The sequence below is a fragment of the Microbacterium sp. A20 genome, assembly GCF_004794515.1.
Taxonomy (GTDB): domain Bacteria; phylum Actinomycetota; class Actinomycetes; order Actinomycetales; family Microbacteriaceae; genus Microbacterium.
On the sequence record NZ_SSDF01000023.1, the window covers coordinates 1 to 17,938 of the forward strand.

The 17,938-nt window shown below is 70.4% G+C and carries 14 protein-coding genes; 7 read left to right on the forward strand and 7 right to left on the reverse strand.

Features of this window, described 5'->3' with window-relative positions:
- Nucleotides 1-82 precede the first annotated feature (82 nt).
- The gene (locus DW298_RS00385; RefSeq protein WP_240744956.1) at nt 83-2,188 is read right to left on the reverse strand and encodes an APC family permease; all 2,106 of its coding nucleotides are present in this window, start codon (nt 2,186-2,188) and stop codon (nt 83-85) included.
- Between the two features lie 336 nt (nt 2,189-2,524).
- On the opposite strand from DW298_RS00385, the gene DW298_RS00390 reads away from it, so the two are divergent.
- Nucleotides 2,525-3,313 carry a hypothetical protein gene (locus DW298_RS00390; RefSeq protein WP_136040523.1) on the forward strand — a complete coding sequence of 263 codons (789 nt, stop codon included), beginning with the start codon at nt 2,525-2,527 and terminating at the stop codon, nt 3,311-3,313.
- Here DW298_RS00390 and DW298_RS00395 read toward each other — a convergent pair whose 3' ends face one another.
- Both DW298_RS00395 and DW298_RS00400 read right to left on the reverse strand, forming a co-directional pair.
- A complete protein-coding gene (locus tag DW298_RS00395; protein WP_136040524.1) occupies nt 3,314-5,383 on the reverse strand; it encodes an ATP-binding protein in 2,070 nt (689 codons plus the stop codon).
- Nucleotides 5,380-7,281 carry a hypothetical protein gene (locus DW298_RS00400; protein ID WP_136057571.1) on the reverse strand — a complete coding sequence of 634 codons (1,902 nt, stop codon included), beginning with the start codon at nt 7,279-7,281 and terminating at the stop codon, nt 5,380-5,382. The genes DW298_RS00395 and DW298_RS00400 overlap by 4 nt, the downstream gene beginning before the upstream one ends.
- A 443-nt stretch (nt 7,282-7,724) precedes the next feature.
- Here DW298_RS00400 and DW298_RS00405 point away from each other — a divergent pair, with 443 nt between their 5' ends.
- From DW298_RS00405 to DW298_RS00420, 4 genes are all read left to right on the forward strand, one after another.
- A complete protein-coding gene (locus tag DW298_RS00405) occupies nt 7,725-8,438 on the forward strand; it encodes a response regulator transcription factor (protein WP_136040526.1) in 714 nt (237 codons plus the stop codon).
- Nucleotides 8,439-8,461: 23 nt separating this feature from the next.
- A complete protein-coding gene (locus DW298_RS00410; RefSeq protein ID WP_136040527.1) occupies nt 8,462-9,520 on the forward strand; it encodes a VanZ family protein in 1,059 nt (352 codons plus the stop codon).
- 184 nt (nt 9,521-9,704) lie between these two features.
- Complete coding sequence (locus DW298_RS00415) at nt 9,705-10,439, forward strand: GTP pyrophosphokinase family protein (protein WP_136040528.1); 735 nt, start codon at nt 9,705-9,707, stop codon at nt 10,437-10,439.
- 21 nt (nt 10,440-10,460) lie between these two features.
- Nucleotides 10,461-10,736, forward strand: coding sequence for a hypothetical protein (locus tag DW298_RS00420; RefSeq protein WP_136040529.1), 276 nt, complete (start codon nt 10,461-10,463; stop codon nt 10,734-10,736).
- 160 nt (nt 10,737-10,896) lie between these two features.
- On the opposite strand, the gene DW298_RS00425 is transcribed toward DW298_RS00420, so the two are convergent.
- Nucleotides 10,897-11,688, reverse strand: coding sequence for an SDR family oxidoreductase (locus DW298_RS00425; RefSeq protein WP_136040530.1), 792 nt, complete (start codon nt 11,686-11,688; stop codon nt 10,897-10,899).
- A gap of 89 nt (nt 11,689-11,777) precedes the next feature.
- On the opposite strand from DW298_RS00425, the gene DW298_RS00430 reads away from it, so the two are divergent.
- Nucleotides 11,778-12,281 (forward strand): MarR family transcriptional regulator, encoded by a 504-nt coding sequence (locus DW298_RS00430; protein ID WP_136040531.1) that lies wholly within the window; start codon nt 11,778-11,780, stop codon nt 12,279-12,281.
- A 137-nt stretch (nt 12,282-12,418) separates the two neighbouring features.
- On the opposite strand, the gene DW298_RS00435 is transcribed toward DW298_RS00430, so the two are convergent.
- The 3 genes from DW298_RS00435 to DW298_RS00445 all read right to left on the reverse strand — a co-directional run bounded on the left by DW298_RS00435 (nt 12,419) and on the right by DW298_RS00445 (nt 16,059).
- The gene (locus DW298_RS00435; RefSeq protein WP_136040532.1) at nt 12,419-13,783 is read right to left on the reverse strand and encodes a D-alanyl-D-alanine carboxypeptidase; all 1,365 of its coding nucleotides are present in this window, start codon (nt 13,781-13,783) and stop codon (nt 12,419-12,421) included.
- A gap of 303 nt (nt 13,784-14,086) precedes the next feature.
- The gene (locus DW298_RS00440; protein WP_136040533.1) at nt 14,087-15,301 is read right to left on the reverse strand and encodes an amidohydrolase; all 1,215 of its coding nucleotides are present in this window, start codon (nt 15,299-15,301) and stop codon (nt 14,087-14,089) included.
- 107 nt (nt 15,302-15,408) lie between these two features.
- Entirely contained in the window at nt 15,409-16,059 is a 651-nt protein-coding gene (locus DW298_RS00445; protein ID WP_136040534.1) for a TetR/AcrR family transcriptional regulator, read from the reverse strand.
- A gap of 156 nt (nt 16,060-16,215) precedes the next feature.
- Between DW298_RS00445 and DW298_RS00450 the strand changes: the two genes are divergently transcribed.
- Nucleotides 16,216-17,880, forward strand: a complete 1,665-nt coding sequence (locus tag DW298_RS00450; protein ID WP_136040535.1) for an ABC transporter substrate-binding protein — start codon at nt 16,216-16,218, stop codon at nt 17,878-17,880.
- The last annotated feature ends 58 nt before the right edge of the window (nt 17,881-17,938 follow it).

Sequence of the window (17,938 nt, forward strand, 5' to 3'; positions counted from 1 at the left end):
GAGGAGGCGCCGGAACGGAGGAGGCGCCGGAACGGAGGAGGCGCCGGAACGGAGGAGGCCCGGAACGGAAGAGGCGGCCGGGTCACTCCTGCGGCGGACCCGCGGGACGATGCGCGCGGCGTCCGTTGACGACCACCGGACGACCTGCACGTTCCTGACCGGGCAGCGGACGGGAGCGGCGACCATAGATGAGCTCAGACGAGTCGAGCAGCCAGGGCACGAGGGTGATCGAGACTCCGTGCACGAGCATCAGCTGATTCGCGAGGCGGCGGGCGCGACGGTTGTGCAGGAACGACTCCCACCAGTGCCCCACGATGTACTGCGGCAGGTACACGGTGACGACGGACGAGCCGTGCTTCTCGCGGTACTGCTTGATGAACTGCGTGACCGGCTGCGCGAACGAGCGGTACGGCGACTCGACGATCACGAGCGGGATGGGCACGAGGTGGTCGGCCCACTCCTGCTGCAACGTGGCCGCATCGTCCGACGCCACGGCCACGTGCACCGCCAGCGTCTTGCCGTGCTTGGCCGCGATCGCATAGTCGATGGCCTTCACGACGGGTTTCTGCAGTCGGTTCACGAGCACGATCGCGAGGTCTCCGGTGGCGCCGAACTTCGTCGTGTCGTCGATCGCGATCTCGTGTTCGACGTCGCGGTAGTACCGCTTCACGCCCAGCATGAGGAACGCGAGGATCGGGATCGCGAAGAACACCAGATAGGCGCCGTGCGTGAACTTGGTGACGGTCACGATCAGCAGCACGGCCACCGTCATCACCGCGCCGGCCGAGTTGATGATGAGCCCGACTTTCGCCGAGCGGCGGTCGGATGCCGATGCCCCGTCGATGCCGGAGCCGGCTCTGTCCTCGACCGGTCCTCGGAGCACGCGTCGCCAGTGCCGCACCATGCCGATCTGCCCGAGCGAGAACGACACGAACACGCCGATGATGTACAGCTGGATCAGGGTCGTCAGCTTCGCCTGGAACACCACGAGCACCGCGATCGCCGCGATGCCGAGCAGGATCATGCCGTTCGAGAACACGAGGCGGTCGCCGCGGGTGTTGAGCGATTTCGGGGCGTAGCCGTCGCGGGCGAGCACCGCCCCCAGCAGCGGGAAGCCGTTGAAGGCGGTGTTCGCGGCGAGCAGCAGCACGCACGCGGTCGCGGCCTGCACGATGAAGAAGGCGATGCTCCCGCCGCCGAACGTCGCCGAGGCGATCTGCGCCATCAGGCTGGGCTGCGGGTTCGTGCAGTCGAAGCCGATCAGGTCGCACGGGTTCTCGGCGTAGTGCACGCCGGTGATGAGGGCGAGCGCGGTGAGCCCGGCGAACAGACAGGCCGCGATCGACCCCATCAGCACGAGCGTCGACTGGGCGTTGCGCACCTTGGGTGCCCGGAACGCCGGCACCCCGTTCGACACCGCCTCGACGCCGGTGAGGGCGGAGCATCCGCTCGAGAACGCGCGCAGGATCAGCAGGATCACGGCCGCCTGGCTGAGGCTCTCCGCCTGCACGGAGAAGTCGTGGCTCGAGGCGACGGGCGCATCACCCAGGAACGTTCGGATCAGGCCGGTGACGATCATGATGCCGACCGACGCGATGAAGACGTAGGTCGGGATGGCGAAGACGAGCGAAGCCTCGCGCACCCCGCGCAGGTTCACGACGATGATCAGGATCACGAAGCCCACCGCGAGCTCGACGCGGAACGGGTCGAGGCCGGGCACCGCCGAGATGATGTTGTCGACACCGGATGCGACCGACACGGCCACGGTCAGCACGTAGTCGACCAGGAGCGCTGCGGCGACGATCACCCCGGGGATCTCGCCGAGGTTCTTCGATGCGACCTCGTAGTCGCCACCGCCCGAGGGGTAGGCCTTGATGAGCTGCCGGTAGCTGAGCACGACCACGATCAGCAGCACCACGACCGAGATCGCGACGAGCGGGGTGAACGAGAGGAAGGTGAGCCCGCCGATGAGCAGGATCATCACGAGCTCCTGCGGCGCGTAGGCCACCGAGCTCAGCGCATCCGACGCGAAGATCGGCAGCGCCATGCGCTTGGGGAGCAGCTGGTCGTCGACCTGCTGGCTCGTCAGGGGTTCCCCGATGATGATGCGCTTCGCGCGCGGTGGCGCGTCCGCGCCTTCCCTGTTTTCGACTGACACGTCCGGCGACACTACGCCCGGCGACGGCATCCTCACGCGATCCTCACGGAATCCCTACGGCCGGATGCGCGACCCTCACGGAATCCTTACGCCCGCGGGAGGAGGACGGTGAGGGGGAGTGGATCACCGTCCCCCGGTCCGAGGGGCACCGCCGCTGCCGAACGGAAGAGCGGTGCACCTCGACACTCTCCGTCCCGGTGTCCCGGGCGCGAGGGGCCGTCGTCCCGAGCCCGGGGGAGACCTCGTCCGGGTGCCCGACGGCGCCGCCCGTCGAGTCGTGACGCCCGCCCCTGACGCCCGGGATGGCCGGACGCCGAGAGTGGCGGCGTGCCCGCTCGGGGCGCACCGACAGAACAGGAGAGACGGATGTCTCAGACCACCGCCGCGCGAACCCGCGGCTCACGCCCACCGGCCGCACCCCGTGCAGGCCGCCTCTGGCTGCTGTGGGGTGTCGCCGCCGGCCTTCTCGGCTTCGCGGCCACCATCCTCTTCGACGTGCGGCCGTGGACCGAGGCCGACTACGAGCGCGGCGGTGTGCTCATCGCCGCCGCCGAGGACATGCCCAACCTCGATCCGATGGGCAACCAGCTCGGCTTCCTCTTCGGGTTCGCCGCCGTCGCCTGCCTCCTGGTGTGCCAGGGCGCCTGGCGGGTGCGCACCGAGAGTATGCAGACCTCGGTGGCCTCCCGCGTCTTCTCCGCGGGACTCGTCACCTCGGCGGCGGGGCTCACGTTCGGGTACGGGTGGAAGGGCTCCCTCGCCCTCTACGGTCACGGGGGTCCGGAGTTCGGGAGCTTCGGCGACGAGGGCCTCCTCGTGTTCTACGCGCTGACCGACTTCGGCGCCTTCATCCCGTGGTTCGGGGTGCTCGTGTCGCTGGGAGCGCTCGCCGCCATGGCCTGGGTCGAGCGCTCGGTGTCGCGCATCCTCGGCACTCTGCTCGCGGGGTTGGTGCTGCTGGTGGTGGCGGGGTACATCGTCACCGGCGTCCCCGGGCTCGCGGGACCCGTGGGCGGTCTCGGCCTCGCTTTCGCGTCGCTGTGGATGCTGGTCGGCCGCCGCGGCGTCGCGATCGGAGACCACGTGGCGACCCGCCAGGACCTGGCGGCCTCCGCGGCATCCGACACCGAGTCCGACGCGGAGCAGCGGCGCTGATCATCTCAGCCGTGGGTCGGCGGCACGCACCAGCACGAGCGTGCCGCCGTCCGTCGGCTGCTCCCAGGCGATGCTGAGCCCCGCCTCCTGCGCCCACTCGCGCATCGACGCGAGACCGACGCCCGCGCCCGAGGCCTCACGCATGCCGCGTCCGTCATCGCGCACGCGCAGGATCACGCCCTCCTGGCCGCCGAGAGTGACCTCGACGGACGCGGCCTCGGCGTGGCGCACCGCGTTCAGAAGGGCCTCGGCCGCGATGCGCAGCAGGATGCCGGAGCGGCCGGGATCGAGGACGAGGGTGCCCGCGACGGAGAGATGCACCGTGCTTGCCGCGCCGGCGAACGACATCACGAGGCTGTGCAGCTCCGCCGCGAGGTCGTGCACCTCAGCCGTGCCTCCGCGTGCCAGTCCGGTCAGCGTCACGGTCTGTGCGTCCAGCAGTGCGTCGACTCCGCGCGCGGCGTCCTCCGCTGCCGCGCGATCACCGCGTGCCAGGAAGTTGGATGCGGCGGCCAGTGAGAATCCGGCACCGGCGAGTGCGGGCCCCAGGCCGTCGTGCAGCTCGCGGCGGAGCGCCCGACGCTCGGCATGCCGAGCCTCCGCGGCCCTCCCCCGCGCCTCGTCCAGTGCGGTCGATGCGATGGCGAGGCGCACGACGACGCCGATCACGGGGACGAGATCGGCGATGGCTTCACGGGCTCGTCGCCCCACGGGTAGCTCCGGGTCCGGGCCGGTGACGGCGAGCACCGTCATCGCCCCGCTCTGCCCTCCGGGTCGCAGGGTGAAAAGGGAGGGGACACCCTCCGGTGTGCCGACGAGCACCCCCACGGCGTCATCGCCCGCCGACGGTGCCCCCGGCTCGGCGGTGGTGCTGATGCGCACCGAGCCGAGTCGCAACGTGCGGCGCAGCGCCGAGGCCAGCGCGCGCAGTCCATCGGCGCCGGTGGCGATCTCGCCGACCTCGGCTCCGAGAGTGCGCACGAGACGTTCCGGCGCTCCGGATTCGCCGTAGACGAGCCGGTCGACGCGGCGGTGGATGAGGCGCCTGGCGGGGAGCAGGCCGATCGCGATCACCGCGGCCGTCGTGAAGACAGCGATCGGGGTCGGCGGCGCCAGGGTCTCGAGCGTCGTGACGATGAGCAGGTATCCTCCGGCGGCCAGCACCGCGAGGATGCTGGTGGTCAGCACGGCGCTGACGGCCACGTCGATGCCGCGAAGACGATGTTGCAGGCCCATCACCAGCACGGCGGACGGATAGAAGATCTGCCCGACGATCGGGGCGATGGTGCCGAAGACCCAGATCGGCGCTGCGAGCTGCAGCGACGCGGGCAGCACGGTCACCACGTAGGACGCCGTGAGGAACACGTGGCCGACGAACAGCCACAGCAGCGGCGACCTCTCGTCGCGCTGCGCCCGCATCGCCTGGCGCGCCAGGATCCCGGCGACCACGAGCGACGAGCACAGTGTCAGCGCCGCCGCGACCGCGTAGGCGCCCGGGAGCAGGCTCTGATACTCGGGCCAGGGTGGCGCGAGTGGGTTCTCGAGGGGGCCGTCGCCCTGTTGCGTCAGGGACGACACGGTCGCCACGGCGGCGGCGGCCACGACCACGCGCACCAGCACGCGGCGGAGCACGGATCGTCGTCTGGGCAGGAGCAGCACCGGCACGATCGCCGTCAGGAAGGTCCCCGGCACGAAGGCCCACCCGCCGGCATACGCGAGCAGTCCCGCTCCGGGGAGCGATGGATGCGCGAGCGACAGCAGACCGTACTGCACCCCGAACGCCGCGAGTCCGGAACCGACCGCGTGCACACCGAGCAGGATCGCCACCGGCTGCGGGCGGCGCAGCAGCAGCACGGCGGCGAGCGGCGCGTAGACGACCGCGACGGTGACTCCGATGTCGTCGAAGCGCGCCTGAGCCTCCGGCGGCGCCGGGGAGAGGAAGGTGCCGGCGACGGGGGCGGCGGGGAGCTGGAAGATCCAGGCGAGGGCGACCGACGCGGCAGCCAGTCCCCACGCCGGGATCAACACGGCGAGTGCGGCGAGGGTCCGTGCCGGTGCGGGGCGGTTCATGCCTTCCCCGTCACGGTCAGAGTGGTGGTCGACGCGTCGCCGTCGTCGTCGGTGCGGTATCCGGCCTCTTCCGCCCGTGCTCGGATCGCACCGAGTATCGGTCGGACGTGCTGTCGGGCGCCGAGCAGCCGCAGCTGCCACCGGTCGTCCGAATCCACGACGACTTCGATGCGCTCGATGCCGCCGCGTCGCCGCGCGCGCAGGACCGCCTCCGCGACGAGGTGGTACACCGCCTCCGGGCGCTCGGGCTCCTGTCGCACATCCGCGAGAAGGGCTGGGTGTTCGAAGCGTGCCGCAAGATCGGCGAGGGCGCCCGGTAGGTCGCCGGCATCCAGCGATCCGGGCAGGAGCGTACGTGCGAGGTCTCTCACGTCGGTCGTGGCCGCCTGCAGCGCCACGGTGGTCCGGGTAAGGAGCGCCCCGGGATCCGCGGCTCCCGGCAGGCCCTGCAGGTCGCGGCGGATGCTCGCGAGCGCCGGAACGATCCCGGCCTCGATCTCGGCGCGGGCGAACCGGCGCTCGCTCGCGGCGATGCGTCGGGCCCGGTCCCGCGCCTCGCGAAGCCCCTCGTTGACCTCGGCGAGGAGCACGGCGACGCTCAACACCCCGCCGATCCGGCGCAGCGCATCGATCGTCCGCGGCTCGGGACGACGACCTGCGGTTCCGCACACCTCCACCGTTCCGCATGGTCCGTCTGCTGCGACGAGGGTGATGGTCTGCCGGGTCGCCGGATCGATGCGCCCGGCCTCGACCCGGGACCCCTCTCCCGTCGAGGAGGTGATGGCGACCCCGCCGAGCCGCAGGGACTGCCGGAGGGCAGCAGCCAGGGCGCCGAGCGACCCGGTGTCCCCTCCCACGATCTCCTCGCTGACCGTCCGGAGCAGTGCGCGGGGATCGGCAGATCGTCCATAGAGCAGCTGGTCGACCGCACGCTGGATGCCGCGGCGGGCAGGCTCGGCGCCGACGGCCAGGAGCACGACGGCGATCATCCCTCCACTGGTGGGAGTGAGTGGGGCAAGCTGGGCCGCGCTTGCCGCGACCGCGCCGTACGCGACGAGCAGGGCGGACACCAGCAGCACCCCGACGGCGAAGCGCGCACGCGGTGGGTCGACGGCATCGGGAGCACGCGCGATCGCCGTGAGGAGGAAGGATGCCGCGGCGAACAGCACGCCGGCGGGGAGGAACGCTGCGGCGAACGCCGTGCCGATGAGGGAGGGGCCGCTCTCGTCGCCGACGATGTAGCCCCCCACGCCCGAGAGCAGGAGTGCGAAGTGCGCGATGGCGAGCCAGAGCGCGGCTTCTCGATCCGGGGACGGACGGCGCGCCGCCGCCCACAGGATCATCAGCCCGGATCCGAGGGCGAGCGCGAGCCACACGATCCACAGTGCGGCGGCGAGCGGGACGGGTCGACCCTGCTGGAGCTCCGCGGCGCTCGTGACACCGATCGCGGTGGAGAGCAGGGCCCCGGCGACCAGCAGCGAGCGTGACCGGAGCATGACGGCCGCGCCGAGAACGCCCGCGACCGTGAGGCCGCCCGGCATCCAGGCGACGCCGAGGATGTCGAGCCAGACGCCGCCGTCGATCCCGATCGCGCGGAGTCCCGAGGCGAGGGTGGACAGTCCCGCACCGACGGCCGTCACCGCCAGGGCGATCGGGAACAACGGACCGCCGCGCCCCCCGTGCCCGCCTCGGGCCGGGAGCAGGGCAGCGGCACCGCCGAATCCGAGGGCGGCGCTGAGGGTGCCGACGGCCTCGATGCCGGAGGCCGAGAGCAGGCACAGCGCCATGCCGGCGAGGGCGGGCAGCCACGAGAACACGAGCAGGAGAGCGACGGGCAGCGTGCGGGTGGCGCGCTGCGGTGCCTCCGTCGTCGTGCGTGCGGCGGCCGTCATGGGCACGGGCGCTCCTCTCTGCGCCTCAGTGTGCCCGAGCGATGGCCGGCGAATCCAGCATCCGACGCGTCCCGGGTCGCATCTCCCGTGACGTCGGGACGCGGCCCCCTCTCGATCGGGACATCGGGACGCCTATCGTCGGCTCTGGTCGACGATGTCACGTCGACGCGAGGAGGGACCATGCGCGGTCGAGCGGGGCGAACCGTGCCAGAGCGGGCGCAGACTGCGGTCGGCGTCCGTCGGCGTGCTGGGGGACGCCGATCCGGGTGGCTCTCGACGGCTTCGAGCCGGTCGGGCGACAACGGGGACTCGGCGGGAGCAGATGGGGCTGCTCCCGCCGAGGATGCTCCGCGCCCGCGCCCGCGCCCGAGCCCGAGCCCGAGCCCGCAGCCGAGCCCGCCAGTGCAGCGGTGATGCGCGACGGACGGGGGACCGCTAGCGTGAGCGGCATGCCGGAGCAGCCGATCGATGCGGATGCGGCGGAGCTCGAGGGCTCCGTGCGCATCTTCGTCGTCGACGACCATCCCGTCTTCGCGTTCGGCATGTCGAGCTTCCTCGAATCGATCGAGGGCTTCGAGGTGGTCGGTCGGGCGGGCACGGAAGACGACGCCGTCGAGGGGGTCCTGGCCGCGCAGCCGGACGTCGTGCTCATGGACGTCGATCTCGGCGCGGGGTCGGGTGTCGAGGCCACGCGCCGCATCGTCCGTGCTGCCCCCGGCATCGGGGTGCTCATCGTCACGATGCTCGGCGACGACGACTCCGTGTTCGCCGCGCTGCGCGCCGGAGCCCGCGGCTACCTGCTCAAGAGCGCTCTGCCCGACGAGATCGAGCGCGGGTTGCGGGCGGTGGCTGCGGGCGACGTGCTGCTCACCGCGGAGGTCGGGCGGCGGGCGATCGACCTGCTCTCCGGGGCACGCACGACCGGGCCGGTGGTGTTCCCCGAGCTCACGCACCGGGAGCGCGAGGTGCTCGACCTCATCGCCCGCGGGCTCGACAACCAGGCGGTCGCCCGCCGGCTGGTGCTCTCCTCGAAGACGGTGCGCAACTATCTGTCCGGTATCCTCGCGAAGCTCGCGGTCTCCGATCGCAGCGCGCTCATCGTCCGGGCGCGCGAGGCCGGACTCGGCCAGGACGCCGCCGCGCCGCATCCTGACCCGGGCTGAACGCGCAGCTACACTGGCACGCTGTGGAAGATCAGGTGCTGCTCGGGTTCATCGCCATCGCGATCGGAGTGGCTTTCGGCATCCTCCTGTTCGTGCCGTTCGTGGCGATCAGCTACCGCCGGCGCGGGCGGCTCGGACTCGGGCGCACGCTGCTCTGGCTGTCGGCCCTGATCTACTTCTGGGCGATCTGGACGTACACCCTGCTTCCGCTGCCCGACCCCGACATGATCCGCTGCGTCGGGGCGATCACCGATCCGATGTCGGTCGTGCGCGACGTGCAGAAGGCGTTCGCGGCGCCGGGCAACCCGCTGCGGCAGCCCGCCCTGCTGCAGCTGGTGTTCAACGTGCTGCTGTTCGTGCCGCTCGGTTTCTTCGTGCGGGTGCTCGCCGGCCGCGGCATCCTGACGGCGCTCGTGGCCGGGTTCGGACTCTCGCTGCTGGTCGAGACGACGCAGCTGACCGGCGTGTGGGGCGTCTACCCCTGCGCGTATCGCTTCTTCGACGTGGGCGATCTGATGACGAACACCCTCGGCGCCGTCGTCGGCTGCACCGTGGCGCTCATCGTTCCGCGGTCGATGCGCGGCGCGGAGGCGCGCCCCGACGCCGACCTGCCCCGTCCGGTCACCCGCGGCCGCCGTGTGCTCGCGATGCTGTGCGACTTCCTCGCCTACGGCTTCGTGAGCATGGGAGCGGGCGTGATCGTGCAGGTGTGGCTGGAGTTCGTCGTGGAGGATCGCGCCGCGGTTCTCGACGGCAGCCTCGCGTCGGCGGCGGCCACGATCGTCCCGTCCGCGCTGTTCCTGGTGCTCATCCTGATCGGCGGGCGCTCGATCGGCGACGTCGCCGTGCAGCTCCGCTACGCCGGGTCGCGTCTGCCGGCACCGTTCGCACGTCTTCTGCGCTGGGCGGGTGGCATCGGCGGGATCAGCGCTCTTCAGCTGCCGGGCGGGATCTTCGGGTTCGCGGCGGCCGTCCTGTTCCTCGCCGCGGTCATCCTGCCTTTCACCACCCGCGCCGGGCGCGGGCTCCCCGGCATCCTCTCCGGCCAGCACCTGCAGGATGCCCGAACGCCCGCCTCGTAGACCCGCCCCCGCCCCCCATCCCTCATCCCTCATGCCTCGCTTCCGGTCGCAGTTTCTGCCGGAACGGCGGCTCGATACCGACAGCAACTGCGACCGGAGCGCCCGGTGGCGCGCCCGCATCGGAATCGTGAGGACATCGGACTTCCACAGCGGTTTCCGATCACGAACGCGTAACGTCGATGCCATGTCGACCGTTCACGTCACCGAGGACACGATCAACCAGGCCCGCGAGTTGCGTGACGAGCTGCAGCGGTTCCTGCGCGAGTACGAGTTCGGGATGCGCGAGGTCGAGACGAAGATCTCGATCCTCCGTGACGAGTTCACGCACGACCACGCGTACAACCCGATCGAGCACGTGAAGAGCCGACTGAAGTCGCCGGACAGCATCGTCGAGAAGATCGCCCGCAAGGGGATCGACGAGCCCGACTTCGACCGCATCCGCGCCGAGATCACCGACATCGCCGGCGTGCGCGTGACCTGCAGCTTCGTCGCCGACGTGTACCGTCTGTTCGACCTGCTCACCGCGCAGGATGACGTCACCGTGCGCACCGTCAAGGACTACATCGCGCACCCGAAGGACAACGGCTACAAGAGCCTGCACGCGATCATCGAGGTTCCCGTGTTCCTGTCGACGGGCGCGCTGTCCGTCCCGGTCGAGGTGCAGTTCCGCACGATCGCGATGGACTTCTGGGCGAGCCTCGAGCACAAGATCTACTACAAGTTCTCGAACCAGGTGCCCTCTCACCTGGTCGACAGCCTGTCGGATGCCGCGGATGCCGCCGCCGAGCTCGACAGCCGCATGGAGCGTCTGCACCGCGAGGCGCACGGCATCCCTCTGCGCCAGCTCGCCCCGCCGCCGCCCCCTGCGCCGCGCTCTACTCCGCCCGCCGCGGCCGACCCTCGAGTCGTCGGGGTCTAGTCCGCGGTACGGTCGATCTCGATGACTTCGACGACTTCGACCGCTCCGCCCGACTCCTCTCTGCGTGAGGATGTCGGAGAGCTCCCGCTGCTCGACGGGAGCGACCCGCGCTGCGAATGCGACCACGGAGCCGGCGACGATTATGCGGCGTGTGGAGCCAAGGCCCGCTGGCGGGTCACGGTCGAATGCACCTGTGGCGGGGCGCATCCGCGCCGCGTCGAGCTGCTGTGCACGCAGTGCTTGGCCAATCGGCGCCGCGAGCTCGAGCGCGAGTCGATCACGATCCGCGCCATCTGACGCCTGCCGCGGCCGATCGCACTTCCCGCGGACGTTTCGTGGCAGAACGGCCGGCGGAAGTGCGAATCACCGACGGGAGCGCAACCCGCGCTGGCTCGGATGAGGGGGCGAGGTCTCGACCTGGGTGGTCGCGGGGGTGCGACCCGGCGGTGCGCCCGGCTCAGAGGATCGTCGTGAGCGTCCCGCCGTCGGCGCGCAGCGCGGCGCCGTTCGTCGCCGAGGCGCGCGGGCTCGCCAGGTACGCAGCCAGGTGCGCGATCTCCTCGGGCTCGATGAACCGCTCCAGCAGCGAGGTGGTGTTGCGTGCGGCGATGGCCTGCTTGAGGTCGGCCGGATCCATACCCTGGGCGCGGGCGATCTGCTCGACGGCGCGTGCGACGCCCTGCGAGTAGGTCGGTCCGCCGACGATGCTGTTGACGGTCACGCTGGTGCCGCGCGTCGACTTGGCCAGGCCGTTCGCGAGGGCGAGCATGGCTGCCTTGGTCGCGCCGTAGTGCGTCATGTCGGCGGGGACGTCGATCCCCGACTCGCTCGACACGAAGAGGATCCGCCCCCAGCCGCGGGTGAGCATCCCGTCGAGTACATGGCGGGAGAGGCGGACCCCGCTCATGACGTTCACGTCGAAGTACCGCTGCCACTCGTCGTCCGAGATGTCGGTGAACGTCCGCACGTCGAAGATGCCGACGTTGTTGACGAGGATGTCGATGTCCCCGAGCTGGCCCACGAGGTGTCGCACCTGAGCGGCGTCGGCGAAGTCGGCCGCGATGCCCGTGACGTCGACACCGGGTCGGAGGGCGCGCAGTCCCTCGGCCGAGGTGCGCAGGCGCTGCTCATCGCGTCCGTTGATCACCACGTCGGCGCCGGCGCGGACGAGTTCCGCCGCGATCGCGTATCCGATCCCCTCGGTCGATCCGCTGATGAATGCGCGCTTGCCGGTGAGTTCGAGTTCCATCTGGGTCTCCTCTGTGGATTGACTTTCCTGAGCAAGTCAAAATGACTTTCCTGGTCAAGTCAAATCGCGAGAACCTATACGCTGAGAAGATGACGACGAACGGTGCGATCCCGCCACTGACGGGCGAGGAACTCGAGACCTGGTCGGCCGTGGCGACGGTGCTCGAGTGGCTGCCCGCGGCGCTCGACGCCCAGCTCCAGCGCGACGCGCAGGTCACGCATTTCGAGTTCGGTGTGCTCTACGCGCTCGCGCATGCCGAGGGCGGGCAGTTGCGGATGAGCGTACTGTCGTCGTTTGCGAACAGCACGCTGTCACGGCTGTCCCGTGCGGCCACGCGCCTCGAGGCGAAGGGATGGATGCAGCGCACCCCCGACCCGAGCGACGGCCGATTCACCCTCGCGCTCATCACCGAGAGCGGTCGCGCCAAAGTCGACGAGGCGGCTCCCGGTCACGCGGAGCTGGTGCGCGAACTGGTCCTCGATCGGATCACGGCAGCGCAGCGCCGGCAGCTGCGGGAGATCTCGCGGCGGATCGCCGGTGCCCTCCGCGACGAGGGTGGATGGCGCCCGCCGGCCTCTGCCGACTCGGCCTGACGCCCACTCTCGCGGGGCGCCAGCCGCGGCCGATCGCACTTCCCGCGGCCGTTTCGTGGCACAACGGCCGACGGGAGCGCGATTCACCGACGGGAGTGCGAATCACGCGCACCCGCACGAGCGCGCCGCTCCAGCCCTCACTCTCCAGACGCTGCACCGAGCTCGGCCGGGTGGGTGAGCCGCCACCACTCGGTCGGAGGATCGATGCTGCCAGTGATCGCGACCGGGGCCGTCACGGTCTGCGGCCCGGCGGTCCAGGTGATGCTCCCCACGACCGTGCCGTCGCGGTAGGTCGGCGGAGTCTCGATGTCCATCGTCGCGACGATCGGGGTGTCCGACCAGGTGAAGATCGCCGCATCCTCGCCGATCACGAGCTGGGCCGTGGATCCCCAGGGTGTCGTGATCGTGCCGATCTCCTGTCCGGATGTCGCGACGGGCACGTCGTGGAAGCCGGCACGGATGCTGTCCAGCGCGGCGAGCACGCTGCTGTTCACGGACTCGCGCGTCGGTCCTCCGAGGATGACGCCGGTCACCGCGAGCGGGTCGGCGGTGCCCACGACGAGTGTCGCGGTGTAGAGCAGGCTGTACGTGCCCTGGCCGAGGGTGCCGGTCTTCAACCCCGTGATGCCGCTGGTTCCGAGCAGGCCGTTGGTGTTGTACAACTGGCCGGCGCCCGGTAGCGAGATCGACGGGGTCGCGACGATCTGAGCGATCGTCGGATTCGCCGCGGCGAGCTTCCCGATGGCCAGGAGGTCGGCGGTCGTGCTCGTGTTGCGCGGGCTGATGCCGGTGGGCTCGGTGATCGTGGTGCCCGTCAAGCCGTGGGCGGAGAGCCAGTCGCGCGTTGCGCCGAGGAACGCTTCCTGCGATCCGAAGATCCGGGACGACAGCGCCTCGGCGTAGTTGCTCGCCGATGGGATCAGCATCGCGGCGAGGGCATCACGCAGCGACATCGAGGTGCCCGTGGGCATGGGGGCGATGGTCGCGCCGAGCACGTAGTACTCGTCGTAGAGGTCGTGGTCGGACTTGCTGAAGGTGATCGTGGGTCCGGGGTCGTCGGCGGAGGCGAGCGGCACGGCATCGAGGATGACCAGCGCGGTGATGAGCTTGGTGATGCTCGCGATGGGGAGCGGGTCGCCGGTTCCGCTCGACGACCAGATTCCGCTCGCGCCCTCGCCCAGATACGCGTCCGCGCCGGAGATGCTGATCGCCGATGAAGCGGCGGGGACCGCGGCGATGGACGCGGCCGCGCCGGCAGGCACCGGCGGAATCTGCGAGGTCACCTTCGGCGGATTCACCGGAGCGGTGAGAGCCCACGCGATGTAGCCTCCGGTCGCGGCCAGCAGCAGGACGACACAGGCGGCGGTGATGATGAGCCCCCGGCGTCTGCGTCGCCTGTGCGCCTCCGGGTCGCGATCACGGGCGGAGACGAACTCCTGCTCGTAGGTCATCAACTCCGCGAAGTCGGACAGCTCGTCCGTCGGTCGGTCCTGCCCCGTCAACGAGAGAGCCCGTCACCGAGCGCGTCCGGCATGAGCACGAGGTACCTCCATGAAAGTCCGCTCCGACCTCGAGGCAGAGCCCTTCCGAGGAACCATGTGTGGTCATCATGGCGGACATCCGCCGCCCGCGCTATCGGCCATTCGGGGGACACGCGCTGCGTGCCTCGCACCGGCTGCGGCCATCCGCACTCCCGTCGGCCGTTTCTCGCCAGAACGGCCGACGGAAGCGTGTTTCACCGACGGAAGCGCGGGCCGGGCCGCCGCAGCCACAGCCGGGCCAGAGCCGCGACCAAGCCCGCGGCTCTAGCCCAGGAACTCCCGCGCCGCGGCCGACAGCGCCGTGACGCCGACCTCGATGGTGGGGTGGATCTCCGGGGCGAAGAAGGGGGAGTGGTTGGTCGGGATGTCCTTCTCCAGGCGCCCGGCCGCGCTCGCCTCGGCGAAACGGACCGGGTCGATGCCGCCCCAGAACCAGAACACCAGCGGCACCCCGGCATCCCGCGCGAACCATGACACGTCCTCGCTGCCGGTGAACATGCCGGGGTCGATGACGGATGCTTCGCCCAGGGCACGCTGGAGTGCTGCGGTCACCCGTGCCGTGGCATCCTCGTCGTTGATCGTCGCCGGAAGTGTGTGGTCGGTGCGGATCTCGGGCTCCCGCTCGGCGCCGGATGCCGTGGCCTCAGCCCGCACGATGCGCTCGACGCTCGCGAGCACCTTCTCGCGCGCCTCTTCGTTCGGATAGCGCAGGCTCAGTTCGAGCTTCGCCTCCGCGGGGATGATGTTGTTCTTGAGGCCGGCGTGGATCGAGCCGACCGTCACCACGGCGACGCCCTGCGGGTCGATCTCGCGCGAGGTGATGGTCTGCAGACGCATTACCGTCGCCGCGGCCATGACCACCGGGTCGATCGTGGCGTGCGGGCGGGAACCGTGGCCGCCGCGTCCGTGCAGAGTCACGGTCAGGCCGTCGGATGCCGCCATCTGGGTTCCGCTGCGCACACCGATGATGCCGGCGGGCAGCGGCGTGACGTGCTGGCCGAGCACGACGTCGGGCTTCGGGTAGCGGTCGAGGACCCCGGCGTCGAGCATCGCGCGCGCGCCGGCGCCGTACTCCTCGGCGGGCTGGATCACCACGACGAGGGTGCCCGACCACTGATCGCGTTCGGCGACGAGCTTCTCGACCGCGCCGATCATGGCGGTGACGTGCATGTCGTGGCCGCAGGCGTGCATGACGGGAACGGTCGTGCCGGCGGGGTCGACGCCGTGCGCGGTGCTGGCGTAGGCGAGACCGGTCTGCTCCTCGACCGGCAGCGCGTCCATGTCGGCGCGCACCCACACGACCGGCCCGTCGCCGTTGCGCAGCACGCCGACGACGCCCGTGACGCCTACGCCCTCTTCGACCTCGAGCCCGAGGTCGCGCAGATGCTGGGCGGCGATGCCGGCGGTGCGCGTCTCCTGGAACGAGAGCTCCGGATGCTGATGCAGGTCGATGTACAGCGCTTCGAGGTCGATCGTCATGGCCCGAGCCTAGCCGTGGCAGCTCGCCTCGCCGAGACCCCTGGTTTCCGCCGACACCCCGTCTCCGCGACAGCGCCAGGGCGGGGTCTCGACGAGAAGCCGGGGTCTCAGCTCGTGGAAGCCGCGTACGTCGACAGCTCCGGTCCGGGGTGCAGCACGCCGTTCACGATCGCGCGGATCGCGAACTCGCTCGCGCGGCCCAGCTCGACCGTTCCGGGGTGCAGGAGCCACTGCAGCTGCAGCCCGTCCATCACGGCGAGGATCGCGGCCGCCGCGTCGGCGATCGTGTCGGGATCGCGCACACCCTCCTGGGTGCACAGCTCGTGGAACGCCGCGGTGACCTCGCGCCGGAGAGTCGTGTACCGGTCCTCGAAGTACTCCCGGCCGGGGTGGTCGTCGGTCACGGATTCGGACGAGAGCACGGTGTACGCCTGCACGATGCCGGGACGACGCTCGTTGGCGTAGGCCGTGCGCGCGAGGTGCAGGAACAGCTCGGGGCCGCCGGGGATGTGCTTCTCGGCGAGCTCGGCGACGTCGGTCTGATCGCGATAGGAGAGCACCTCGAGCAACAGCTTCTGCTTCGACCCGAAGTGATGGAGCACCCCGGCGTGCGTGATCCCGACCTGGTCGGCGACGTCGGCGAGGGTGCCGTTGGTCGAGCCCTTGTTGCCGAAGATCTCCACCGCAGCCTTGAGGATCTGCTCGCGCTTCGCGAGGGTCGCCGGGCGCACGCGGACGGTCTGGTCGCTGTCTGCCACCGCGGCCTCCTCTCTCTCACAAGCCGTGCTTGCGATCCAACTTACTCCTCGGTAACCTCACGGAAGCTTACTTTCTCGACAGTAAGCGAATCACGACGGCCGGCGGACCCCCATCCGCCGGCGACACAGCACAACGACCGTGCCCAAGGAGAAGCAATGAAGCTCAGAAAGTCTCTGATCGCGGCGACCGCGATCACCGCCCTCGGTATCTCGGCCCTCGCCGGATGCTCCGCAGGAGGGAACGACGACTCCGGCAGTGCCGCCGGCGGTGCCGCCCTCACGATCGCGAAGCCGGACGGCGCGATCACCACCGAATCCAACAACCCGTACGTCGGCGACTCGTCCGCATCGAAGTACGGCTACGGCAAGGTGATCTTCGAGACCCTCGCCCTCGTCAACCAGACCGGCGACCGCGGAGTCACCCCGTGGCTCGCCGAGAGCCTCGAGTGGAACGACGACTACACGCAGCTCACGGTCGTCCCGCGCAAGGACGTCACCTGGAGCGACGGCGAGCCGTTCACGGCCGACGACATCGTCTACTCGTACGAGCTCGCCTCCACGCCCGCGCTCGACACGGCCGGTCTCCAGCTGGACAGCGCCGTGGTCGAGGGTGACAACGTCGTGCTGACCTTCGCCGCGTCGAAGTACGTCAACCTGGGCCGCGCCCTGCACGTGCCGATCGTCCCGAAGCACATCTGGGAGAACCTCGACGACCCGGCCACCGACCCCGTCAAGGGCGACGACCTGGTCGGCACCGGCCCCTACGTCCTGTCGAACTGGTCGACCGAGTCGGTCACCCTCGAGGCCCGCGACGACTACTGGGGCGGCGACCTCTCGGTGCCCGAGCTGCACTACGTCTCGTACGGTGACAACACCGCGCTGACCACGGCTCTCGCGAACGGCGACGCCGACTGGGCGCAGGCCTTCATCCCGCAGATCGAGGAGCAGTTCCTGTCGGTCGACCCCGAGCACAACAAGTTCTGGGCAGCTCCCACCACCGGCTCGGCGACCCTGTTCATGAACCTGCAGCAGAAGCCGTTCGACGACCCGGCCTTCCGTCAGGCACTCGCCTGGGTGATCGACCGCGACGCCTACGTCGACATCGCCCGAGAGGGTGCCAGCGAGGCCGTCTGGTCGGTGACCGGTCTGTCGTCGATCCTCGAAGACGAGATCCAGCCCGAGTTCAAGGACGTGGACTACTCGGTCGACGCCGAGAAGGCGCGCGATCTGCTGGAGACCGCGGGTTACACCTGGAAGGACGACGCGCTGATCGACCCCGACGGTGCACCCGTCTCGTTCACGCTCTCGGTCCCGTCGGGGTGGAGCGACTGGAACACCGCGCAGGAGCTCATCGCCGAAGACGTATCCGATGCCATCGGCGCCGAGGTCAAGATCGACATGCCCGACTGGGGCGGTTGGCAGGTTCCCCGCGATGAGGGCACCTTCTCGGCGATCATCCACTGGCTCGAGGACAGCGGCACGGCCTACGGCCTCTACACCTCGACCATGGACCCGCGCTGGATCTCGGACGGCAAGGCCGGCTTCAACTTCGGCCGGTTCGAAGACCCCGAGGCGACCGCCGCGCTGAACTCGTACGCCAACGCCTCATCGGATGAGGAGCGCACCGCGGCACTCGACACGCTGCAGACGATCTTCTCCGAGCAGGTGCCGGCGATCCCGCTGGGCGCACACCCGCTGCTGGGCGAGTTCAACACCCGCAACTACGTGGGCTGGCCGTCGGAGGAGGACCCGTACGCGTCCGCCGACCCGACGCAGCAGAACATCGTGCAGATCCTCACGAAGCTGAAGCCCGCCGAGTAGGACTTCGACAGGCTCAGCCACCCACGGCCGGACTTCGACAGGCTCAGCCACCCACGGC

What these genes read in the sequence shown, in the direction of transcription:
- DW298_RS00440 (WP_136040533.1), bottom strand. Translation starts at nt 15,301, where the DNA reads ATGACGATCGACCTCGAAGCGCTGTACATCGACCTGCATCAGCATCCG.
- DW298_RS00390 (WP_136040523.1), top strand. Translation starts at nt 2,525, where the DNA reads ATGTCTCAGACCACCGCCGCGCGAACCCGCGGCTCACGCCCACCGGCC.
- DW298_RS00425 (WP_136040530.1), bottom strand. Translation starts at nt 11,688, where the DNA reads ATGGAACTCGAACTCACCGGCAAGCGCGCATTCATCAGCGGATCGACC.
- DW298_RS00450 (WP_136040535.1), top strand. Translation starts at nt 16,216, where the DNA reads ATGAAGCTCAGAAAGTCTCTGATCGCGGCGACCGCGATCACCGCCCTC.
- DW298_RS00395 (WP_136040524.1), bottom strand. Translation starts at nt 5,383, where the DNA reads ATGAACCGCCCCGCACCGGCACGGACCCTCGCCGCACTCGCCGTGTTG.
- DW298_RS00405 (WP_136040526.1), top strand. Translation starts at nt 7,725, where the DNA reads ATGCCGGAGCAGCCGATCGATGCGGATGCGGCGGAGCTCGAGGGCTCC.
- DW298_RS00385 (WP_240744956.1), bottom strand. Translation starts at nt 2,188, where the DNA reads ATGCCGTCGCCGGGCGTAGTGTCGCCGGACGTGTCAGTCGAAAACAGG.
- DW298_RS00415 (WP_136040528.1), top strand. Translation starts at nt 9,705, where the DNA reads ATGTCGACCGTTCACGTCACCGAGGACACGATCAACCAGGCCCGCGAG.
- DW298_RS00430 (WP_136040531.1), top strand. Translation starts at nt 11,778, where the DNA reads ATGACGACGAACGGTGCGATCCCGCCACTGACGGGCGAGGAACTCGAG.
- DW298_RS00420 (WP_136040529.1), top strand. Translation starts at nt 10,461, where the DNA reads ATGACTTCGACGACTTCGACCGCTCCGCCCGACTCCTCTCTGCGTGAG.